We start from the raw sequence: 14301 nt of genomic DNA on the forward strand, positions 1-14301 counted from the left end.
TGGCAATCTAAGCCAATGGGCCATGTTGTTTGTTGTGGAAGCAGAAGCGTACTCTGTACTTAGTTTTCCATTCACTTTACGTATGTCAACCCAAGTTCAAGACCCCATTCTTCACTTGCAGGAGCAACTTGCTCCGGCCCGCGCGCAACTGGTAGCCCATGAAGTGTACCATACGCTGCACACCCTGGAAGATTTGCAAGTGTTCATGCAGCACCACGTGTTTGCTGTGTGGGACTTTATGTCGTTGCTGAAGGCGCTACAGCGCGACCTAACGTGTACTACCGTGCCGTGGGTGCCCCAGGGTAATCCGGCCACCCGCCGTCTAATCAACGAAATTGTGCTCGAGGAAGAAACCGACGTCGACCAGCAAGGGCAGCCGGCTTCGCACTTCGAAATGTACTTGCGCTCCATGGAAGAGTGTGGCGCCGACACTGCGCCTATGCACCGCCTGCTAGGTGCGCTAGGAGTTGGCGAAACCATGGAGCGGGCCTTGGAAATAGCAGATGCGCCCGAATCGGTACGGCGCTTTGTGCTGGCTACTTTCGACATTATTAATTCCGGCGAAACGCACGCCATAGCTGCTGCTTTTACTTTCGGCCGCGAAGATGTGATTCCGGACATGTTCCGCCACTTGGTGCATGACTTACGGGAGCGTTTCCCGAGCCAGCTGGACACATTCACGTACTACCTCGACCGCCACATTCAGCTCGACGAGGAAGTGCACACGCCGCTGGCGCAGCAAATGGTGCGCGAGCTGTGCGGTACCGATGCCAAACGGTGGCAGGAATGCGAGGAAGTAGCAGCTAAGTGCATGAAAGCCAGGCTGGAACTCTGGGACGGTATTCGGTCTGCTTTGTCGCACCCAGTAAGCAAGTAAATACCTGCTGGCAAGCCAACCTCACCACTACTTACCGCGTTGTAAGAAAGCCACACCAAAGTCGGTGTGGCTTTTCTTTTGTCTCCATGAAAACGACTTTTACGCGCCTCATACAAACGGTTCTTCTGGTAGGTACTTGCAATCTTACGACGGCCTGTTTCACCTCGCAGGAAAGCACAGCTGAAATAGAGCGCCCCGCTCTGCCAAACAAAATCACGACGGATGCCGAACGGCAAGCAGCGTACAACAGCGGCGCCGGCTACGGCGGATCGGTGCCGGACGCCACACCGGGCCGGGTCCGGCTAGGCGAGCAAGCCAGCGGTATCAATTCGCGCAAACGCCCCGAAAGCCTCAACACCAACGAGTCCAACACCACCACCAACGAGACCCGCTTGCGCCGGCTCAACGGCGCCCCCGCCGACACTATTTTACGGCCGTAGCAGACAGTCGTCAACTGAAAAGTAGAACGGCCCGCTACTTCCTGATGCAGGAGTAGCGGGCCGTTTTACGTTGCTTTCGTAGCGCGCCGTGGGTAGAAGGCTAGTTGCCCGTGGTAGCCACGCCGTCCGATACTACTTCGCTAACTGGAACTGCCTTAGCAGCGGCTGGCTTGGGCGCTGCTGGGCGCACGCGGCGGGGAGCCGGAGTAGTTGCAGCGGGCTTTGCCGTAGTGGCGGCCGGGCGAGCTGGAGCAGCTTGAGGCGCTTTGGCCGCTGCTGGGGCTTTGCTGGTGGAACTGCCTTTTGTTGTACTACCACCTTTGCTCGGCACGGTGGCTGTTTGCTTGGCGCTAGGCGCAGCAGTTGCGCTGGCGGGCTCGGTTGAAATGCTGTCGGAAGCAGCGGGCGTGCCATTGTCGTAGTGCCGTACGATGGTGTGCAGCGCTTGCTCGAACAAGCGGGCCGTATCCACGTCGAGGCGGGTAGTGGCTTCTTTCACCACTTCTTTCAACTTGTCTTTCGTTTCTTTGCGAATGCGCTTCACCACTTCGCTCATGCGCAGATCCAACTCCTTTTGCAGTTGTTTGGCCGCGAGCTTCAACGTTTTCTTTTGATTCGCTTTTTTATCAGCACTTGAGTCTGAAATAGTTTCGGAAGCACGAGTAGCCGCTTTGGCTGCTTTGCGCTGCGCTTTTTCAGCTGAATTTTTCTTGCCGGATTCTTTTTTAACCTTTTTCTCGGGCTGTTCTTCTTCAGATTTTTTCATAGGTGGGCAAGGTTGAGAGGTTTCTTTTTTAAAGAACGCTCAAGAGCAAGTAATGGTCGAGCTGCCCAAATATATGAGAAAAAATGGGCGGCCTTTGTTATGCACGTATTACCTCTAATTCAATTCGCTATTCCATCAACTTTGCAGCCCCAGAAAGTATGCATGCTGCTTTTTTCAACGCCTTGGTTCTCCTTCTGTTTATTTCTCTTTTTCACTGATGCAACCTGATCCTCAACGCTATACCGTCACGGCGGCGCTGCCCTATGCCAATGGGCCAGTGCATATCGGCCATTTGGCGGGCGTGTACTTACCAGCCGATATCTATGTCCGCTATTTGCGGGCTGCCGGCCGCGACGTGAAATTTATTTGTGGCTCCGACGAACACGGTGTGCCCATCACCATTCGGGCCCAAAAAGAAGGCGTAACGCCACAGCAAGTGGTAGATAAGTATCACGCCATCATCCGCGACTCGTTCCAGGACTTCGGAGTTTCGTTTGATATTTATTCCCGTACTTCTTCGCAAACGCACAGCGAAGTAGCCAGTGGCTTTTTTAAAAAACTGTACGCAGAAAACAAATTCGTTGAGCAGGTTTCGCAACAGTACTACGACGAAAAAGCCGAGCAATTTCTGGCCGACCGTTACATCGTAGGTACGTGCCCCAATTGCGGCAACGAAAATGCATACGGCGACCAATGTGAGCGGTGCGGCTCCTCGCTCAGCCCCACGGAGTTAATCAATCCGCACTCTATGCTTTCCGGTAACCAGCCGGTGCTGCGCGACACCAAGCACTGGTATCTGCCGCTCGATCAGTATGAGCCCTGGCTGCGTGAGTGGATAGTAGAAGGCCACAAGCAAGATTGGAAAACCAACGTGTACGGCCAGTGCAAGTCCTGGATCGATCAGGGCCTGCACCCCCGTGCCGTAACCCGTGACCTGGATTGGGGCGTGCCCGTGCCTGTCCCTGGTGCGGAGGGTAAAGTGCTCTACGTGTGGTTTGATGCGCCCATTGGCTACATTTCGGCTACCAAAGACTTGTTGCCTGACACCTGGGAAACCTACTGGAAAGATCCCGGCACGAAGCTGGTGCACTTCATCGGCAAAGACAACATCGTGTTCCACTGCATCATTTTCCCGGCGATGCTCAAGGCCCACGGCGACTATATCCTGCCCGATAACGTGCCCGCCAACGAGTTCCTGAACCTAGAAGGCGACAAAATCAGCACGTCCCGCAACTGGGCAGTGTGGCTGCACGAGTACCTGCAAGACTTCCCCGGCAAGGCCGACGTGCTGCGCTACGTACTCTGCGCTAACGCCCCCGAGAACAAAGACAACGACTTCACCTGGAAAGACTTTCAAGCTCGCAACAACAACGAGCTGGTGGCTAACCTCGGCAACTTTGTAAACCGGGCTGTGGTACTCACGCACAAGTTCTTTGACGGTAAAGTGCCTACCCGTGGGCCTCTCACAGCGCAAGACGAAGAGGTGTTCACGCAGCTAGCGGAGTTCCCGCAGCGCATCGGAGAGCTAATCGACAACTACCGTTTCCGCGACGCGCTAAACGAGTTGATGAACCTAACCCGGCTCGGCAACAAATACCTGGCTGATACCGAGCCGTGGAAGCTCATCAAAACCGATGAAGCCCGCACCGCAACTGTATTGCACGTTGCGCTGCAGTTGGCCGCCAGCTTGGTTACGTTGCTCGAACCCTTCCTGCCTACCTCAGCTGACAAGCTAGGTACCATGCTGAACCTAGAGAAAGGCACTTGGCAGCAAGCTGGCCGCCCTGATGCCTTGCCTAACGGGCATCAAATCAACGAAGCCGCCCTGCTCTTCGACAAGATTGAGGATGCTACCGTGGATGCGCAGGTGCAGAAGCTGCTTGACACCAAGAAAGCCAATGAGCTAGCCAACGCCGTAGCCGCCCCCGCCAAAGAAGACATCAGCTTTGAAGAGTTTCAGCGCATGGATTTGCGTGTGGGCACCATTGTAACCGCTGAGAAAGTTGCCAAAACCAAGAAACTACTGAAGCTGACCGTTGATCTGGGCTTGGCCGAGCCTCGCACCATTGTGAGCGGTATTGCCGAGCACTTCATTCCCGAAGCCCTGGTCGGCCAGCAGGTGCAAGTACTGCTGAATTTGGCGCCCCGTGAAATCAAAGGCATTCAAAGCCAAGGCATGCTGCTAATGGCCGAAAATGCAGACGGGTCGTTGGCGTTGATGCAGCCAGGCCACGTTGTGGTGCCGGGTAGTGGCATAGCATAATCTCCAAATCTTACACAACGCAAAAGAGCCGTTCCACGCAGGAACGGCTCTTTTGCGTTGTGTAAGATTAGTTGGCCGCTAGTCGCTATTCTATATGCCTGTGCACTGCGCGCAGTCGTCGGATTTGGTGATGCGCTGCAAGCAGGTGCGGGCGTACTCTGCGGGTGCCAAGCCCATGTTGTAGCCCATGATATCGGTCTGGACAAAGTAGGTTTCGCCTGCTTTGGCTGCAAACCGCAGAATGGTATCTGTTTTTAGGGGCCATACAAAGAAACCACTGACGTGCGAACGGAGGGTAACCATGCCTGCTGGTACCGTGGTAATCATGTAACGTCCCTTCCCCAACCGACACAGCTCTCGTGTGTCGTTAAAGAAATCGTAGTTGACGTTCCAACTGAAAAGCTTGTTTGGCCGGTACACCACCACGGTGGCCGTAGCTGCCGACTGAGCTGTAGTGGAAGTCGCCGAAAGCAACACAATGCCCAACACGGCAACGAAGCAATGCAATAGCTTGGTTTTCATAGCTAAGGAACGAGTTAATTGCTCCTACTAATATACGCATTTACCTATTTCGTATTCACTAAGTTCATAGCGCGTTCCAATCCAAGCGTGCCAAAAGCCAACAGCGCGTCAGCTGCCTTCTCGATGTGCGTGGGTAAGTCAATTTGCTCGTCGGTGGTAAAGGGATTGAGGACGTAATCCACTTGGCGGCCTTTCGGGAAATTAGCATCCACGCCGAAGCGCAGGCGGGCGTATTCGTCGCTGCCAATGGTTTCCTGAATGCTTTTCAGCCCGTTGTGCCCGCCCGCCGAGCCCTTGCCTTTTAGCCGCAGCTTGCCGTAGGGTAAGGCCAAGTCATCCGTTACCACCACCATGTTCTCTTTTTCCAGTTTGAGGCTGGTGAGGTAATGCGCCGCCGCTTTACCGCTCAGGTTCATGAAGGTGGTTGGCTTCACCAACACAAACGTTTTGCCTTTGTGCTTGATTTCGGTGGTGAAGGCATGACGCCCCAACTCGAAACGCGCGTCGTGCTTGGCAGCTAAATAGTCAGCCACCATAAACCCAATGTTGTGGCGGGTGTTGGCGTATTCCGGCCCAATGTTGCCGAGGGCGAGAACCAGGTATTTCATAGAGTCACGGATTGAAGCGGATTTATCGGATTGTCGAGGTTGTGTGGTCGTCAGCCAATCCGTCGGGTGCAAAGATGTAGCATGAACCGCATTTCAAATATAGACCTCAAGGGAAAGAGGAAAGACAAAAAAAGCCGTCCTGCATGCAGGACGGCTTTTTGCGGTTAGGAACGAAACACGCAATGCGTGTGGTCCACTTGATCCGTGCTTTACTTTTCGCCTTGCATCTGGCCTTTCAGTGCACGTGGGATGGCCACGGTAGCAATAGGAGCCTGAGCGTTGGTAAGGATGGTGAAGCCTTTCTCCTCCACCTTGCTTACTTTGATCGACTTGCCGAGGCCGAGGTCAGAAATGTCCACTTCTACGAAGTCGGGCAGGTTCTCGGGAGTAGCTTTCACTTTCAGCTTACGCAGCTTGCTCACCAGTTTGCCACCGGCCAGTACGCCTGGCGAAACGCCGATGTACTTCACGGGAACATCCATTTTCACTTCTTTACCGTCAGCCAACTCCAGGAAGTCAACGTGCAGCAGCATTTCGTTTACGGGATGGAACTGCGCATCCTGCACAATAGCGCGGTAGTGCGTACCCTCCACGTTCAAGTCCACGATGTGAACTTCAGGAGTGTACAGCAATTCGCGGAAGAGGATAGCGGGGGCCGTGAAATGGACCTGCTCAGCGCCACCGTACAATACGCACGGCACGTACGACTCAAGGCGAACCGCCTTGGAATCCTTCTTACCGAGATTCGCTCTTTTAAACCCTACAATCTCGAGGCTTTTCATAAAAGATGTGTTTTGAGAAAAATAACCACCTGCCCAAGTGGCAAACGGGCCGCAAAGATAGGCAATCAATAATAGAGTTGCTATGGTCGCGAAATTATAAAGCCTCATAATTAGCCGGCTGAGTGCTTGAATTGCAACTTAAACAGCTTTATTTGACTGTTACCGCACTGTATACCCTCTTGCTTTGAAACATAAACCTGCTAACCACCACCGTATGAAAAGGATTGCTACCCTATTTTGGCTGCTCCTACTCTGTGGGCCTCTGGCCGCACAAACTCCTACGCCTAGCGCATCAACTTACGCGCAGCAACACTACACTAAAAAGGAGGTGTACATTCCTATGCGCGACGGGGTGAAGCTGTTCACGGCTATTTACACGCCCAAGGATGCTGCCGGCAAAAAGTACCCCATGATGATGCAGCGCACTTGCTATAGTGTGGCGCCTTATGGGCCCGGAAAATTCCCGGCTCGGCTCGGGCCTTCCGAAACCATGATGAAGCAGGGTTACATTTTTGTGTACCAGGACGTGCGCGGCCGCTGGAAAAGCGAGGGTACCTGGACGAACATGACCCCTGTAATCGACAAAAAGAAAAGCAAGAAGGATGTGGACGAAGGTTCCGACACGTTCGATACGATTGACTGGCTGGTCAAGCAGGTAGCCAGCAACAACGGCCGGGTAGGGCAGTGGGGCATTTCGTATCCGGGTTTCTATACGGCGGCGGGCATCCTCTCCAACCATCCGGCCCTCAAGGCTTCTTCCCCGCAGGCACCGGTATCCGACTTCTTCTTCGACGACTTCCACCACAATGGCGCCTTCCTGGAGTCGTACATCTTCACCTACCCTGTATTCGGGGTGCAAAAGCAAGATACCACCAGTAAAGCCTGGTACAGCGCGCAGAACATCAAAGCCAATACCAAGGACGGCTACCAGTTTCTTCTGGACTTAGGTCCGCTGAAAAACGCTGACAAGTACTACGCCAACAACTTCTTCTGGCAGGAAACTATCAACCACCCCAACTACGACGAATTCTGGCAGAAGCGCGGTTTGCCCGAGCACTACACGTCTAACGTGAAACCGGCCGTTATGACCGTGGGCGGCTGGTTTGATGCCGAAGACTTGCGTGGCCCGCTGACCATCTACAAAACCATCGAGAAGAAGAGCCCCAACGCGTATAATACCATTGTGATGGGTCCCTTCGGGCACGGGCGCTGGTCCAGAGAAACCGGGCACACTATGCACAGCAATGTGTACTTCGGCGACAGTATTGCTACGTTTTACCAGCGCAACATCGAAGCCAAGTTCTTCGAGCATTTTCTGAAAGGCTCCGGCGACAAGAATTCTGGGTTGCCTGAAGCCTATATGTTCGACACCGGCCGTAAGCAGTGGGAGATGTTCGCGAAGTGGCCGGTTAGTGCTGCCACGCACCTCAAGTTCTATCTGAGTGCCGACGGCAAATTGGAAAAGCAACCCAAGGCCACGCCCGGCACCATGAGCTTTGTCAGCGACCCGCTCAAGCCGGTACCGTACACCGAGGACCTAACAACCACCATGGGATTCACTCCCTTCAATTATATGAGCGAAGACCAGCGCTTTGCTGGCCGCCGCCCCGACGTGCTGGTGTACCAGACCGACGTGCTGACGGAGGACGTAACACTGGGCGGCGAAATCATGGCCAAGCTGAAAGTAGCCACCTCGGGCACCGACGCCGACTGGGTGGTAAAGCTCATCGACGTGTACCCGCCCGACGAGCCCAACCACGACTATATGCCCAACAAAAACATCACACTGAGCAATTACCAACAAATGGTACGCTCCGAGGTGATGCCGGCTCGGTTTCGCAACAGCTTCGAGAAGCCCGAGCCGATGGTTGCCAACCAAAAGACCGACGTGGACTTCCGCTTGCAAGATGTGCTGCACACGTTCAAGAAGGGCCACCGCATTATGGTGCAGGTGCAGAGCACGTGGTTTCCGTTTATTGCCCGCAACCCGCAGAAATTCGTTGAAAACCCCTACAAAGCCAACGAGAGCGACTACATCAAAGCCACCCACACCGTGCACGGCGACAGCTATATTGATGTAGAAGTGCTGCCAGCTGCCAGCCCCAACAAGCAGTTCTAGAAAGTACCACGTTGTTCTTAAGCAAAAGGGCCGCCCAACAGTAAGTTGGGCGGCTCTTTGTCGTTATTAAGCAACTCGTTTATTACACGAAAAGCGAGCTGATAGATTCGTGCGTAACCACGTTGCGGATGGCGCTAGCAAACAGGTTAGCCACGGAAATCACCCGGATTTTGTGGTTCTCTTCCTTCAGCGGAATCGTGTCGGTAATAACCAACTCCTCCAGCGCCGAATTACGGATTCGCTCGTGGGCGGGGCCACTAAGCAAGCCGTGCGTAATCACCGCCCGCACCGACTTGGCGCCACGCTCCATGAGAAGCTCCGCCGCTTTGCAGATGGTACCAGCCGTGTCCACGATGTCATCAACGAGCACCACGTTCATTCCGGCCACGTCGCCGATTACCTGCATGGAAGCAATTTCATTGGCCCGCAGGCGCATTTTGTCGCAGACCACTATTTCGGCGCCAAACTTCTTGGCGAAAGCCCGCGTCCGAACCACGCCGCCCACGTCAGGGGAAGCGAAGATCAAGTCATCGAGGTCCAAAGACTTGATGTAGGGAGCGGTTACGGTAGCACCGTCAAGGTGGTCGACGGGAATGTCGAAGAAGCCTTGAATCTGACCGGCGTGCAAGTCACAGGTCATTAGGCGGTCGGCGCCTACGCTTTGGATCATGTTAGCCACTACTTTGGCTCCGATGCTCACGCGCGGCTTGTCTTTGCGGTCTTGGCGAGCGTAGCCCATGTACGGCATTACAATATTCACCTTGTACGCCGAGGCACGCTTGGCCGCGTCTACCATCAGTGCCAGTTCCATCAGGTTTTCGGCTGGTGGAGTGGTGCTTTGGATGAGAAACACTGCGCAACCCCGTACACTCTCGTTGAAGCTCGGCCCTAGCTCGGTATCAGCAAAGCGCTGAATGCTAAGGTCGCCAAGCGGTAGCCCGTACGCTTCCGCTATTTTCTTGGCGAGGGTATGAGAAGCGTTGCCCGCAAAAATTTTCACCTGTTGTGCCATGAGACAATCAAAAAGGAAGTGTGAAATGCAAAGGTAGAATTGTACTTGAGCTGGCAGAACGGTACCAACAATTAAAAATCAGAGCAAAAACTAAAAAAGCGAAAGGCGCTAACTCTTCGGGGGAAGAATCAGCGCCTTTCGCTTCACTTTAGTCGGTTGTCCGACCAGGGCTCGAACCTGGACTTTCTTGAATCAAAATCAAGCGTGTTGCCAGTTACACCATCGGACAATTTCCCTTCGGTTACCGATACCGGTGTGCCGTTTGGGTGTGCAAATGTACTACGGCTTTTATTCAAGGCAAACTTTCGTTGAAAAATATTTTCACAAAGTTTCGCTTAGTAGGGTAATGAAAGGCCTTTTCTAGGGTCTGAGTGGCTGATTTTCAGGGCCGCAGAAACTCCGCTGGCTCTAGGGAAGTTTAGGCGCGTGTCTGCTTTGGTGAAGCGGGGATTAAGCCGTAGTTTTGCGGCCTGAAAACGTTGCCCCACTACCTATAAAGAACCGCAATGGCGAATACCGGCAAAATCACCCAGGTTATTGGTCCCGTCGTGGACGTGAGCTTCGCGGGTGAAAACGCAAAGCTTCCTAATATTCTCGACGCCCTCGAAGTTACAAAAGACAATGGCCAGGTGGTAATCCTGGAGTGTCAGCAACACCTGGGCGAAGACCGTGTGCGTACCATCGCCATGGATTCAACTGAAGGCCTGACCCGCGGCGCGCTCGTGCGTGACTTGGGCGCTCCTATGTCGATGCCAACGGGCGAAGGCGTAAAAGGCCGTCTGTTCAACGTAATCGGCCAAGCCATCGATGGCATTCCGCAGCCAGTAAGCAATGGCCCTATGGCTATTCACCGGCAGCCGCCACCCTTCGAGGATCTGGCTACGTCGTCGGAGGTACTGTTTACGGGTATCAAAGTAATTGACTTGCTTGCCCCGTATGTAAAAGGTGGTAAGATCGGTTTGTTCGGTGGTGCCGGTGTAGGCAAAACCGTACTGATCATGGAATTGGTAAACAACATCGCCAAGGCCTACGAAGGTCTGTCGGTGTTTGCTGGCGTAGGCGAGCGTACCCGTGAGGGCAATGACTTGCTGCGCGAATTCATTGAGTCCGACATCATCAAGTATGGTGAGGAATTCAAGCACTCGATGGAAGCTGGCGGCTGGGACCTGACCAAGGTTGACCAGAACGAATTGCTGAAGTCGCAGGCTACTCTGGTGTTCGGCCAGATGAACGAGCCTCCAGGAGCCCGCGCCCGCGTAGCTCTGTCGGGTCTGACGATTGCCGAGAACTTCCGTGACGGTGACGGTTCCGGTGCCGGTCGCGACATTCTGTTCTTCATCGACAACATCTTCCGCTTCACGCAAGCGGGTTCGGAAGTATCGGCTCTGTTGGGTCGGATGCCTTCGGCCGTAGGATATCAGCCCACGCTAGCCACCGAAATGGGTGCTATGCAGGAGCGTATTACCTCTACTAAGCGCGGTTCTATCACGTCAGTACAAGCAGTATATGTGCCTGCCGATGACTTGACTGACCCAGCTCCAGCTAACACCTTTGCTCACTTGGATGCCACTACGGTACTGAGCCGCAAAATCGCCGAGCTTGGCATCTACCCAGCCGTTGACCCACTAGACTCTACCTCGCGTATCCTGTCGGTTGATGTTCTCGGCGACGAGCACTACAACACCGCGCAGCGCGTGAAAGAGATTCTGCAGCGCTACAAAGAACTGCAAGACATCATTGCCATCTTGGGTATGGACGAATTGAGCGAGGAAGATAAGCTGACCGTAACGCGTGCCCGTCGGGTACAGCGCTTCCTGTCGCAGCCTTTCTTCGTAGCCGAGCAGTTCACGGGCCTCGCCGGTGTACTGGTTGACATCAAGGATACCATCAAAGGCTTCAACGCTATCATTGACGGTACTTACGACCACCTGCCCGAGGCAGCCTTCAACTTGGTAGGTACCATTGAAGATGCTATTGCGAAAGGTGAGAAGCTGATTGCCGAAGCGAAGTAATTTGGTTGTTGATTATGGGAAGCGGCCAGATCAACAGCCCGCTTCCCATAATCAGCTCTCAACAATCAACATTTAATCCATGCATTTAGAAATCATCACGCCAGACCGGAAAGTATTTGAGGGCGAGGTTGTGTCGGCACAGTTCCCGGGTTCTGATGGGTTGTTCGAGGTTCTCAACAATCACGCGCCGCTTATTTCGGCTCTGAAAGAAGGCGACGTTGTGCTGACTAGCGCAGCCGGTCGCACTGCCTTCCACATTGAAGGTGGCGTGGTAGAGGTTCTTCGCAACAACGTGATTGTGCTGGCTGAAGGCGCTTCGGCCTAGCGGAAGTATAAAGTCTGTAGGAAAGCCCTGCTGCCGTTCTGGCGGCAGGGCTTTTTTGCGTTAAATGCCCAAACAATGTGGCGTAAGTTTTAGCTTGCACCGTTTGCCGCTCTTTCAGGTGCTATCCGCAGAGCATATTCGGGATAGTAAAAGGAAGGATAGCGCAAACTCCCAAGCTTAATCTTGTTCACACTGCATGCATATTCACCCCAAAATCACCCCCATCTACCAGACCTCTGTTTTCAAGTTTGAAGATCTGAATGAGTTGGAGCTGTACTTTGGAGAGCCAGGAAGCCGCTACCTCTATTCCCGTAATGGTAATCCTAATTCCGATGAATTAGCTGATGCGGTGAACTTGCTGGAGGGCGGGGCCGGCGCTGTAGCAACCGGTTCAGGAATGGCGGCCATTTTTGCGGCCATCATGACCTACTGCGCTTCCGGCGACCATGTGCTGTGCGCTGCGGACATCTACGGTGGGTCTTCAGCGCTGCTGAACCAGGAATTAAGCCGATTGGGCGTTGGCGTAACCTACGTGCCTTTTGAGGTCTTAGCTGAGGACTTAACACCTTATCTGGAACCCCGCACCCGATTACTACTTTGCGAAACCATTAGCAACCCGCTTCTGCGGGTGGTAGACCTACGCGGCGCAGCCCAAGCATGTCATACGCACGGCCTGAAGCTGGTTGTTGACAATACCTTTGCAACTCCTGTGCTCACGCGCCCTTTCGACTACGAGGCCGATTTGGTGCTGCACAGCGTTACGAAATATATTTCCGGGCACTCTGATGTGACAGCCGGCGTGGTAGTAGCTCGGGCCGCAGAGGACGCAGCACGCCTCAAGCAGATTGGTGTATTGTTCGGCCTTACGCTGAGCCCTATGGAAAGCTGGCTGGCCGTACGCGGCCTGAAAACGTTACGCTTGCGTGTGGAAGCACATTGCCGCAACGCGGAGGCTATTGCCAAGTTCCTGAAGCAGCAGCCAACTGTGCAAGCCGTGCATTATCCTGGCTTGCCAGACCACCCGCAACACCTATTGGCTGCCAACCAAGGCCGGGCATTATTTGGCGGTATGCTTTCCTTCCAGTTGGAAGACGAGGCCGAAGTGGTGAATCAGTTTATGCGAGCTGTAAAGCGTTTTCCTTTCGCTCCTTCCCTCGCCGGAGTAGATTCCTCTTTGTCTTATCCATTGGGTACTTCGCACCGCTCCCTCACCCAGCAGCAACAGCTCGAATTAGGTATTAGAGTGGGGCTTGTACGGCTGTCTGTTGGCATCGAACCAATCAACGAGCTATTAGCTGACTTAGAACAAGCTTTTGCTAAATAATTATTAGCAGTTAAGTTAATGATTGCCACGCAATTAAAGGAGCGTTTAAGGAAATGTACTAGTAGGGTGTAATTTATACCACGTTCTGTCTGCTTTGTACTCTTAAAACTAGAGAATGAACTTTATGTGCTTTTGCTCGCCCTTTGTGCCTTTTGCCAGGAGCCTGGGTGAAAGCATTATTGGGCGCTACATTAGCCAGTAAGGCGCAAGGATAAGGTGGAGTAGGTGATGTGTGTGTTGATATAATCGCCAGTAATTTGGCGAGAGTAATATGAGTGACGGCATCCAGTATTTGCGCAATACGGGCATGGGCTTCGCATACCATACCCTTGAGGCTTGCTGCATATTTGCTTGATAGAAGCGTGAGTATATATAGTGGCACAGCCAGCACTGCAGCAGTTCGAACTTGTGCACAAACTAACACGTGCCTCACCATAGAACATATACGGTAAAGCGGTTCTGAACTCACTGTTTGTACGGCACTTGCACAACAGCTAGACCACGCACACTTGCTCGATGAGCGGGCAGCTTCACTCCGTCATCAGCGCCACTGCCTGGCTCACGTGCGAGTTTATTTCAGCTAGGTGGTAGTCTAGGACGCAGGCGCATTTGCGATACACGTGGCCGTGAATGGCTACCTGGACTTTACATGCCAGCACAGCAACTTGTGCACACAGCATTCTATTCGTAGGATGTGGGGCCTTTACAAGGTGTATATCCGTGTACACCGGGCCCCGACAGTTGGATTTCCTCAGGCTTTAGGCCACTCAGTTTTAGCTGACATCGCGCTACGCTGCCCGACCTCATCATGCTCATTAGGCCTGTGCTCTGAACCCGGCGCTACTTCAAGAAGTACGCTGGCTACACCTGATTATCCATCCTGCCAGCTATAGAATTTGTTGTGTGGAAATCAACTATAAATTAAAGGCAATAACCTCATCAGTAACTGGAATTAATATTAAATTAAAAAAAATAATTATATGTGTTACGGCATTTTGAATTACATTACTAACAAAATGCCGTGAAATTAAGATTAGATTAATGGTATTTTGTCTAGCTAATCAGAGAATTTCTTTTTGGTTGTGCGTAGGCTACCACGCTTAAGTTACATGCTCGTCAATGAGTCCAGTGGCCATAAGTTGAACATAATGTGAAAGGAATATTTAGTTATTCAACGGTCCAGTCATTGAAAATGCACTGTTGAATCACTCAGTACTCGCCGCCTGAAAGCAAGCTCTGAAAGACTAGTAT

At 53.0% G+C, this 14301-nt stretch carries 12 protein-coding genes and 1 tRNA gene; 7 read left to right on the forward strand and 6 right to left on the reverse strand.

The window, feature by feature from the left end:
* Nucleotides 1-82: 82 nt before the first annotated feature.
* Together MTX78_RS04405 and MTX78_RS04410 are read left to right on the forward strand one after the other, a co-directional pair.
* Nucleotides 83-877, forward strand: a complete 795-nt coding sequence (locus tag MTX78_RS04405) for a DUF3050 domain-containing protein (protein ID WP_243800260.1) — start codon at nt 83-85, stop codon at nt 875-877.
* Between the two features lie 86 nt (nt 878-963).
* Nucleotides 964-1317, forward strand: a complete 354-nt coding sequence (locus tag MTX78_RS04410) for a hypothetical protein (protein ID WP_243800262.1) — start codon at nt 964-966, stop codon at nt 1315-1317.
* Between the two features lie 100 nt (nt 1318-1417).
* Here MTX78_RS04410 and MTX78_RS04415 read toward each other — a convergent pair whose 3' ends face one another.
* Nucleotides 1418-2083, reverse strand: a complete 666-nt coding sequence (locus MTX78_RS04415; RefSeq protein ID WP_243800263.1) for a hypothetical protein — start codon at nt 2081-2083, stop codon at nt 1418-1420.
* Between the two features lie 217 nt (nt 2084-2300).
* Here MTX78_RS04415 and metG point away from each other — a divergent pair, with 217 nt between their 5' ends.
* Nucleotides 2301-4346, forward strand: a complete 2046-nt coding sequence (metG, locus tag MTX78_RS04420; RefSeq protein WP_243800265.1) for a methionine--tRNA ligase — start codon at nt 2301-2303, stop codon at nt 4344-4346.
* A 90-nt stretch (nt 4347-4436) separates the two neighbouring features.
* Here the strand turns inward: metG and MTX78_RS04425 are convergent, their stop codons facing one another.
* From MTX78_RS04425 to MTX78_RS04435, 3 genes are all read right to left on the reverse strand, one after another.
* Nucleotides 4437-4868 (reverse strand): hypothetical protein, encoded by a 432-nt coding sequence (locus tag MTX78_RS04425; protein ID WP_243800267.1) that lies wholly within the window; start codon nt 4866-4868, stop codon nt 4437-4439.
* 44 nt (nt 4869-4912) lie between these two features.
* Nucleotides 4913-5476, reverse strand: coding sequence for an aminoacyl-tRNA hydrolase (pth, locus tag MTX78_RS04430; protein WP_243800268.1), 564 nt, complete (start codon nt 5474-5476; stop codon nt 4913-4915).
* A 209-nt stretch (nt 5477-5685) separates the two neighbouring features.
* Nucleotides 5686-6258, reverse strand: a complete 573-nt coding sequence (locus tag MTX78_RS04435; protein ID WP_243800270.1) for a 50S ribosomal protein L25/general stress protein Ctc — start codon at nt 6256-6258, stop codon at nt 5686-5688.
* 214 nt (nt 6259-6472) lie between these two features.
* Between MTX78_RS04435 and MTX78_RS04440 the strand changes: the two genes are divergently transcribed.
* Nucleotides 6473-8377, forward strand: coding sequence for a CocE/NonD family hydrolase (locus tag MTX78_RS04440; RefSeq protein ID WP_243800272.1), 1905 nt, complete (start codon nt 6473-6475; stop codon nt 8375-8377).
* 82 nt (nt 8378-8459) lie between these two features.
* On the opposite strand, the gene MTX78_RS04445 is transcribed toward MTX78_RS04440, so the two are convergent.
* Together MTX78_RS04445 and MTX78_RS04450 are read right to left on the reverse strand one after the other, a co-directional pair.
* Nucleotides 8460-9389, reverse strand: coding sequence for a ribose-phosphate pyrophosphokinase (locus tag MTX78_RS04445; protein ID WP_243800274.1), 930 nt, complete (start codon nt 9387-9389; stop codon nt 8460-8462).
* Between the two features lie 156 nt (nt 9390-9545).
* Nucleotides 9546-9618, reverse strand: a tRNA-Gln gene (locus tag MTX78_RS04450).
* A 277-nt stretch (nt 9619-9895) separates the two neighbouring features.
* Between MTX78_RS04450 and atpD the strand changes: the two genes are divergently transcribed.
* The 3 genes from atpD to MTX78_RS04465 all read left to right on the forward strand — a co-directional run bounded on the left by atpD (nt 9896) and on the right by MTX78_RS04465 (nt 13050).
* Nucleotides 9896-11401 (forward strand): F0F1 ATP synthase subunit beta, encoded by a 1506-nt coding sequence (gene atpD, locus MTX78_RS04455; protein WP_243800276.1) that lies wholly within the window; start codon nt 9896-9898, stop codon nt 11399-11401.
* A gap of 79 nt (nt 11402-11480) precedes the next feature.
* Entirely contained in the window at nt 11481-11726 is a 246-nt protein-coding gene (gene atpC, locus MTX78_RS04460; RefSeq protein WP_243800278.1) for an ATP synthase F1 subunit epsilon, read from the forward strand.
* 196 nt (nt 11727-11922) lie between these two features.
* The gene (locus MTX78_RS04465; protein WP_243800279.1) at nt 11923-13050 is read left to right on the forward strand and encodes a trans-sulfuration enzyme family protein; all 1128 of its coding nucleotides are present in this window, start codon (nt 11923-11925) and stop codon (nt 13048-13050) included.
* The last annotated feature ends 1251 nt before the right edge of the window (nt 13051-14301 follow it).

The sequence above is a fragment of the Hymenobacter tibetensis genome (assembly GCF_022827545.1).
Classification (GTDB): Bacteria; Bacteroidota; Bacteroidia; order Cytophagales; family Hymenobacteraceae; genus Hymenobacter; species Hymenobacter tibetensis.

Bases quoted from the DNA above. Each gene is read 5' to 3' on its own strand.
- MTX78_RS04440 (WP_243800272.1), top strand. From the start codon at position 6,473: ATGAAAAGGATTGCTACCCTATTTTGGCTGCTCCTACTCTGTGGGCCT.
- metG (WP_243800265.1), top strand. From the start codon at position 2,301: ATGCAACCTGATCCTCAACGCTATACCGTCACGGCGGCGCTGCCCTAT.
- MTX78_RS04465 (WP_243800279.1), top strand. From the start codon at position 11,923: ATGCATATTCACCCCAAAATCACCCCCATCTACCAGACCTCTGTTTTC.
- MTX78_RS04445 (WP_243800274.1), bottom strand. From the start codon at position 9,389: ATGGCACAACAGGTGAAAATTTTTGCGGGCAACGCTTCTCATACCCTC.
- atpC (WP_243800278.1), top strand. From the start codon at position 11,481: ATGCATTTAGAAATCATCACGCCAGACCGGAAAGTATTTGAGGGCGAG.
- pth (WP_243800268.1), bottom strand. From the start codon at position 5,476: ATGAAATACCTGGTTCTCGCCCTCGGCAACATTGGGCCGGAATACGCC.
- MTX78_RS04415 (WP_243800263.1), bottom strand. From the start codon at position 2,083: ATGAAAAAATCTGAAGAAGAACAGCCCGAGAAAAAGGTTAAAAAAGAA.
- MTX78_RS04425 (WP_243800267.1), bottom strand. From the start codon at position 4,868: ATGAAAACCAAGCTATTGCATTGCTTCGTTGCCGTGTTGGGCATTGTG.
- MTX78_RS04410 (WP_243800262.1), top strand. From the start codon at position 964: ATGAAAACGACTTTTACGCGCCTCATACAAACGGTTCTTCTGGTAGGT.
- MTX78_RS04405 (WP_243800260.1), top strand. From the start codon at position 83: ATGTCAACCCAAGTTCAAGACCCCATTCTTCACTTGCAGGAGCAACTT.
- atpD (WP_243800276.1), top strand. From the start codon at position 9,896: ATGGCGAATACCGGCAAAATCACCCAGGTTATTGGTCCCGTCGTGGAC.
- MTX78_RS04435 (WP_243800270.1), bottom strand. From the start codon at position 6,258: ATGAAAAGCCTCGAGATTGTAGGGTTTAAAAGAGCGAATCTCGGTAAG.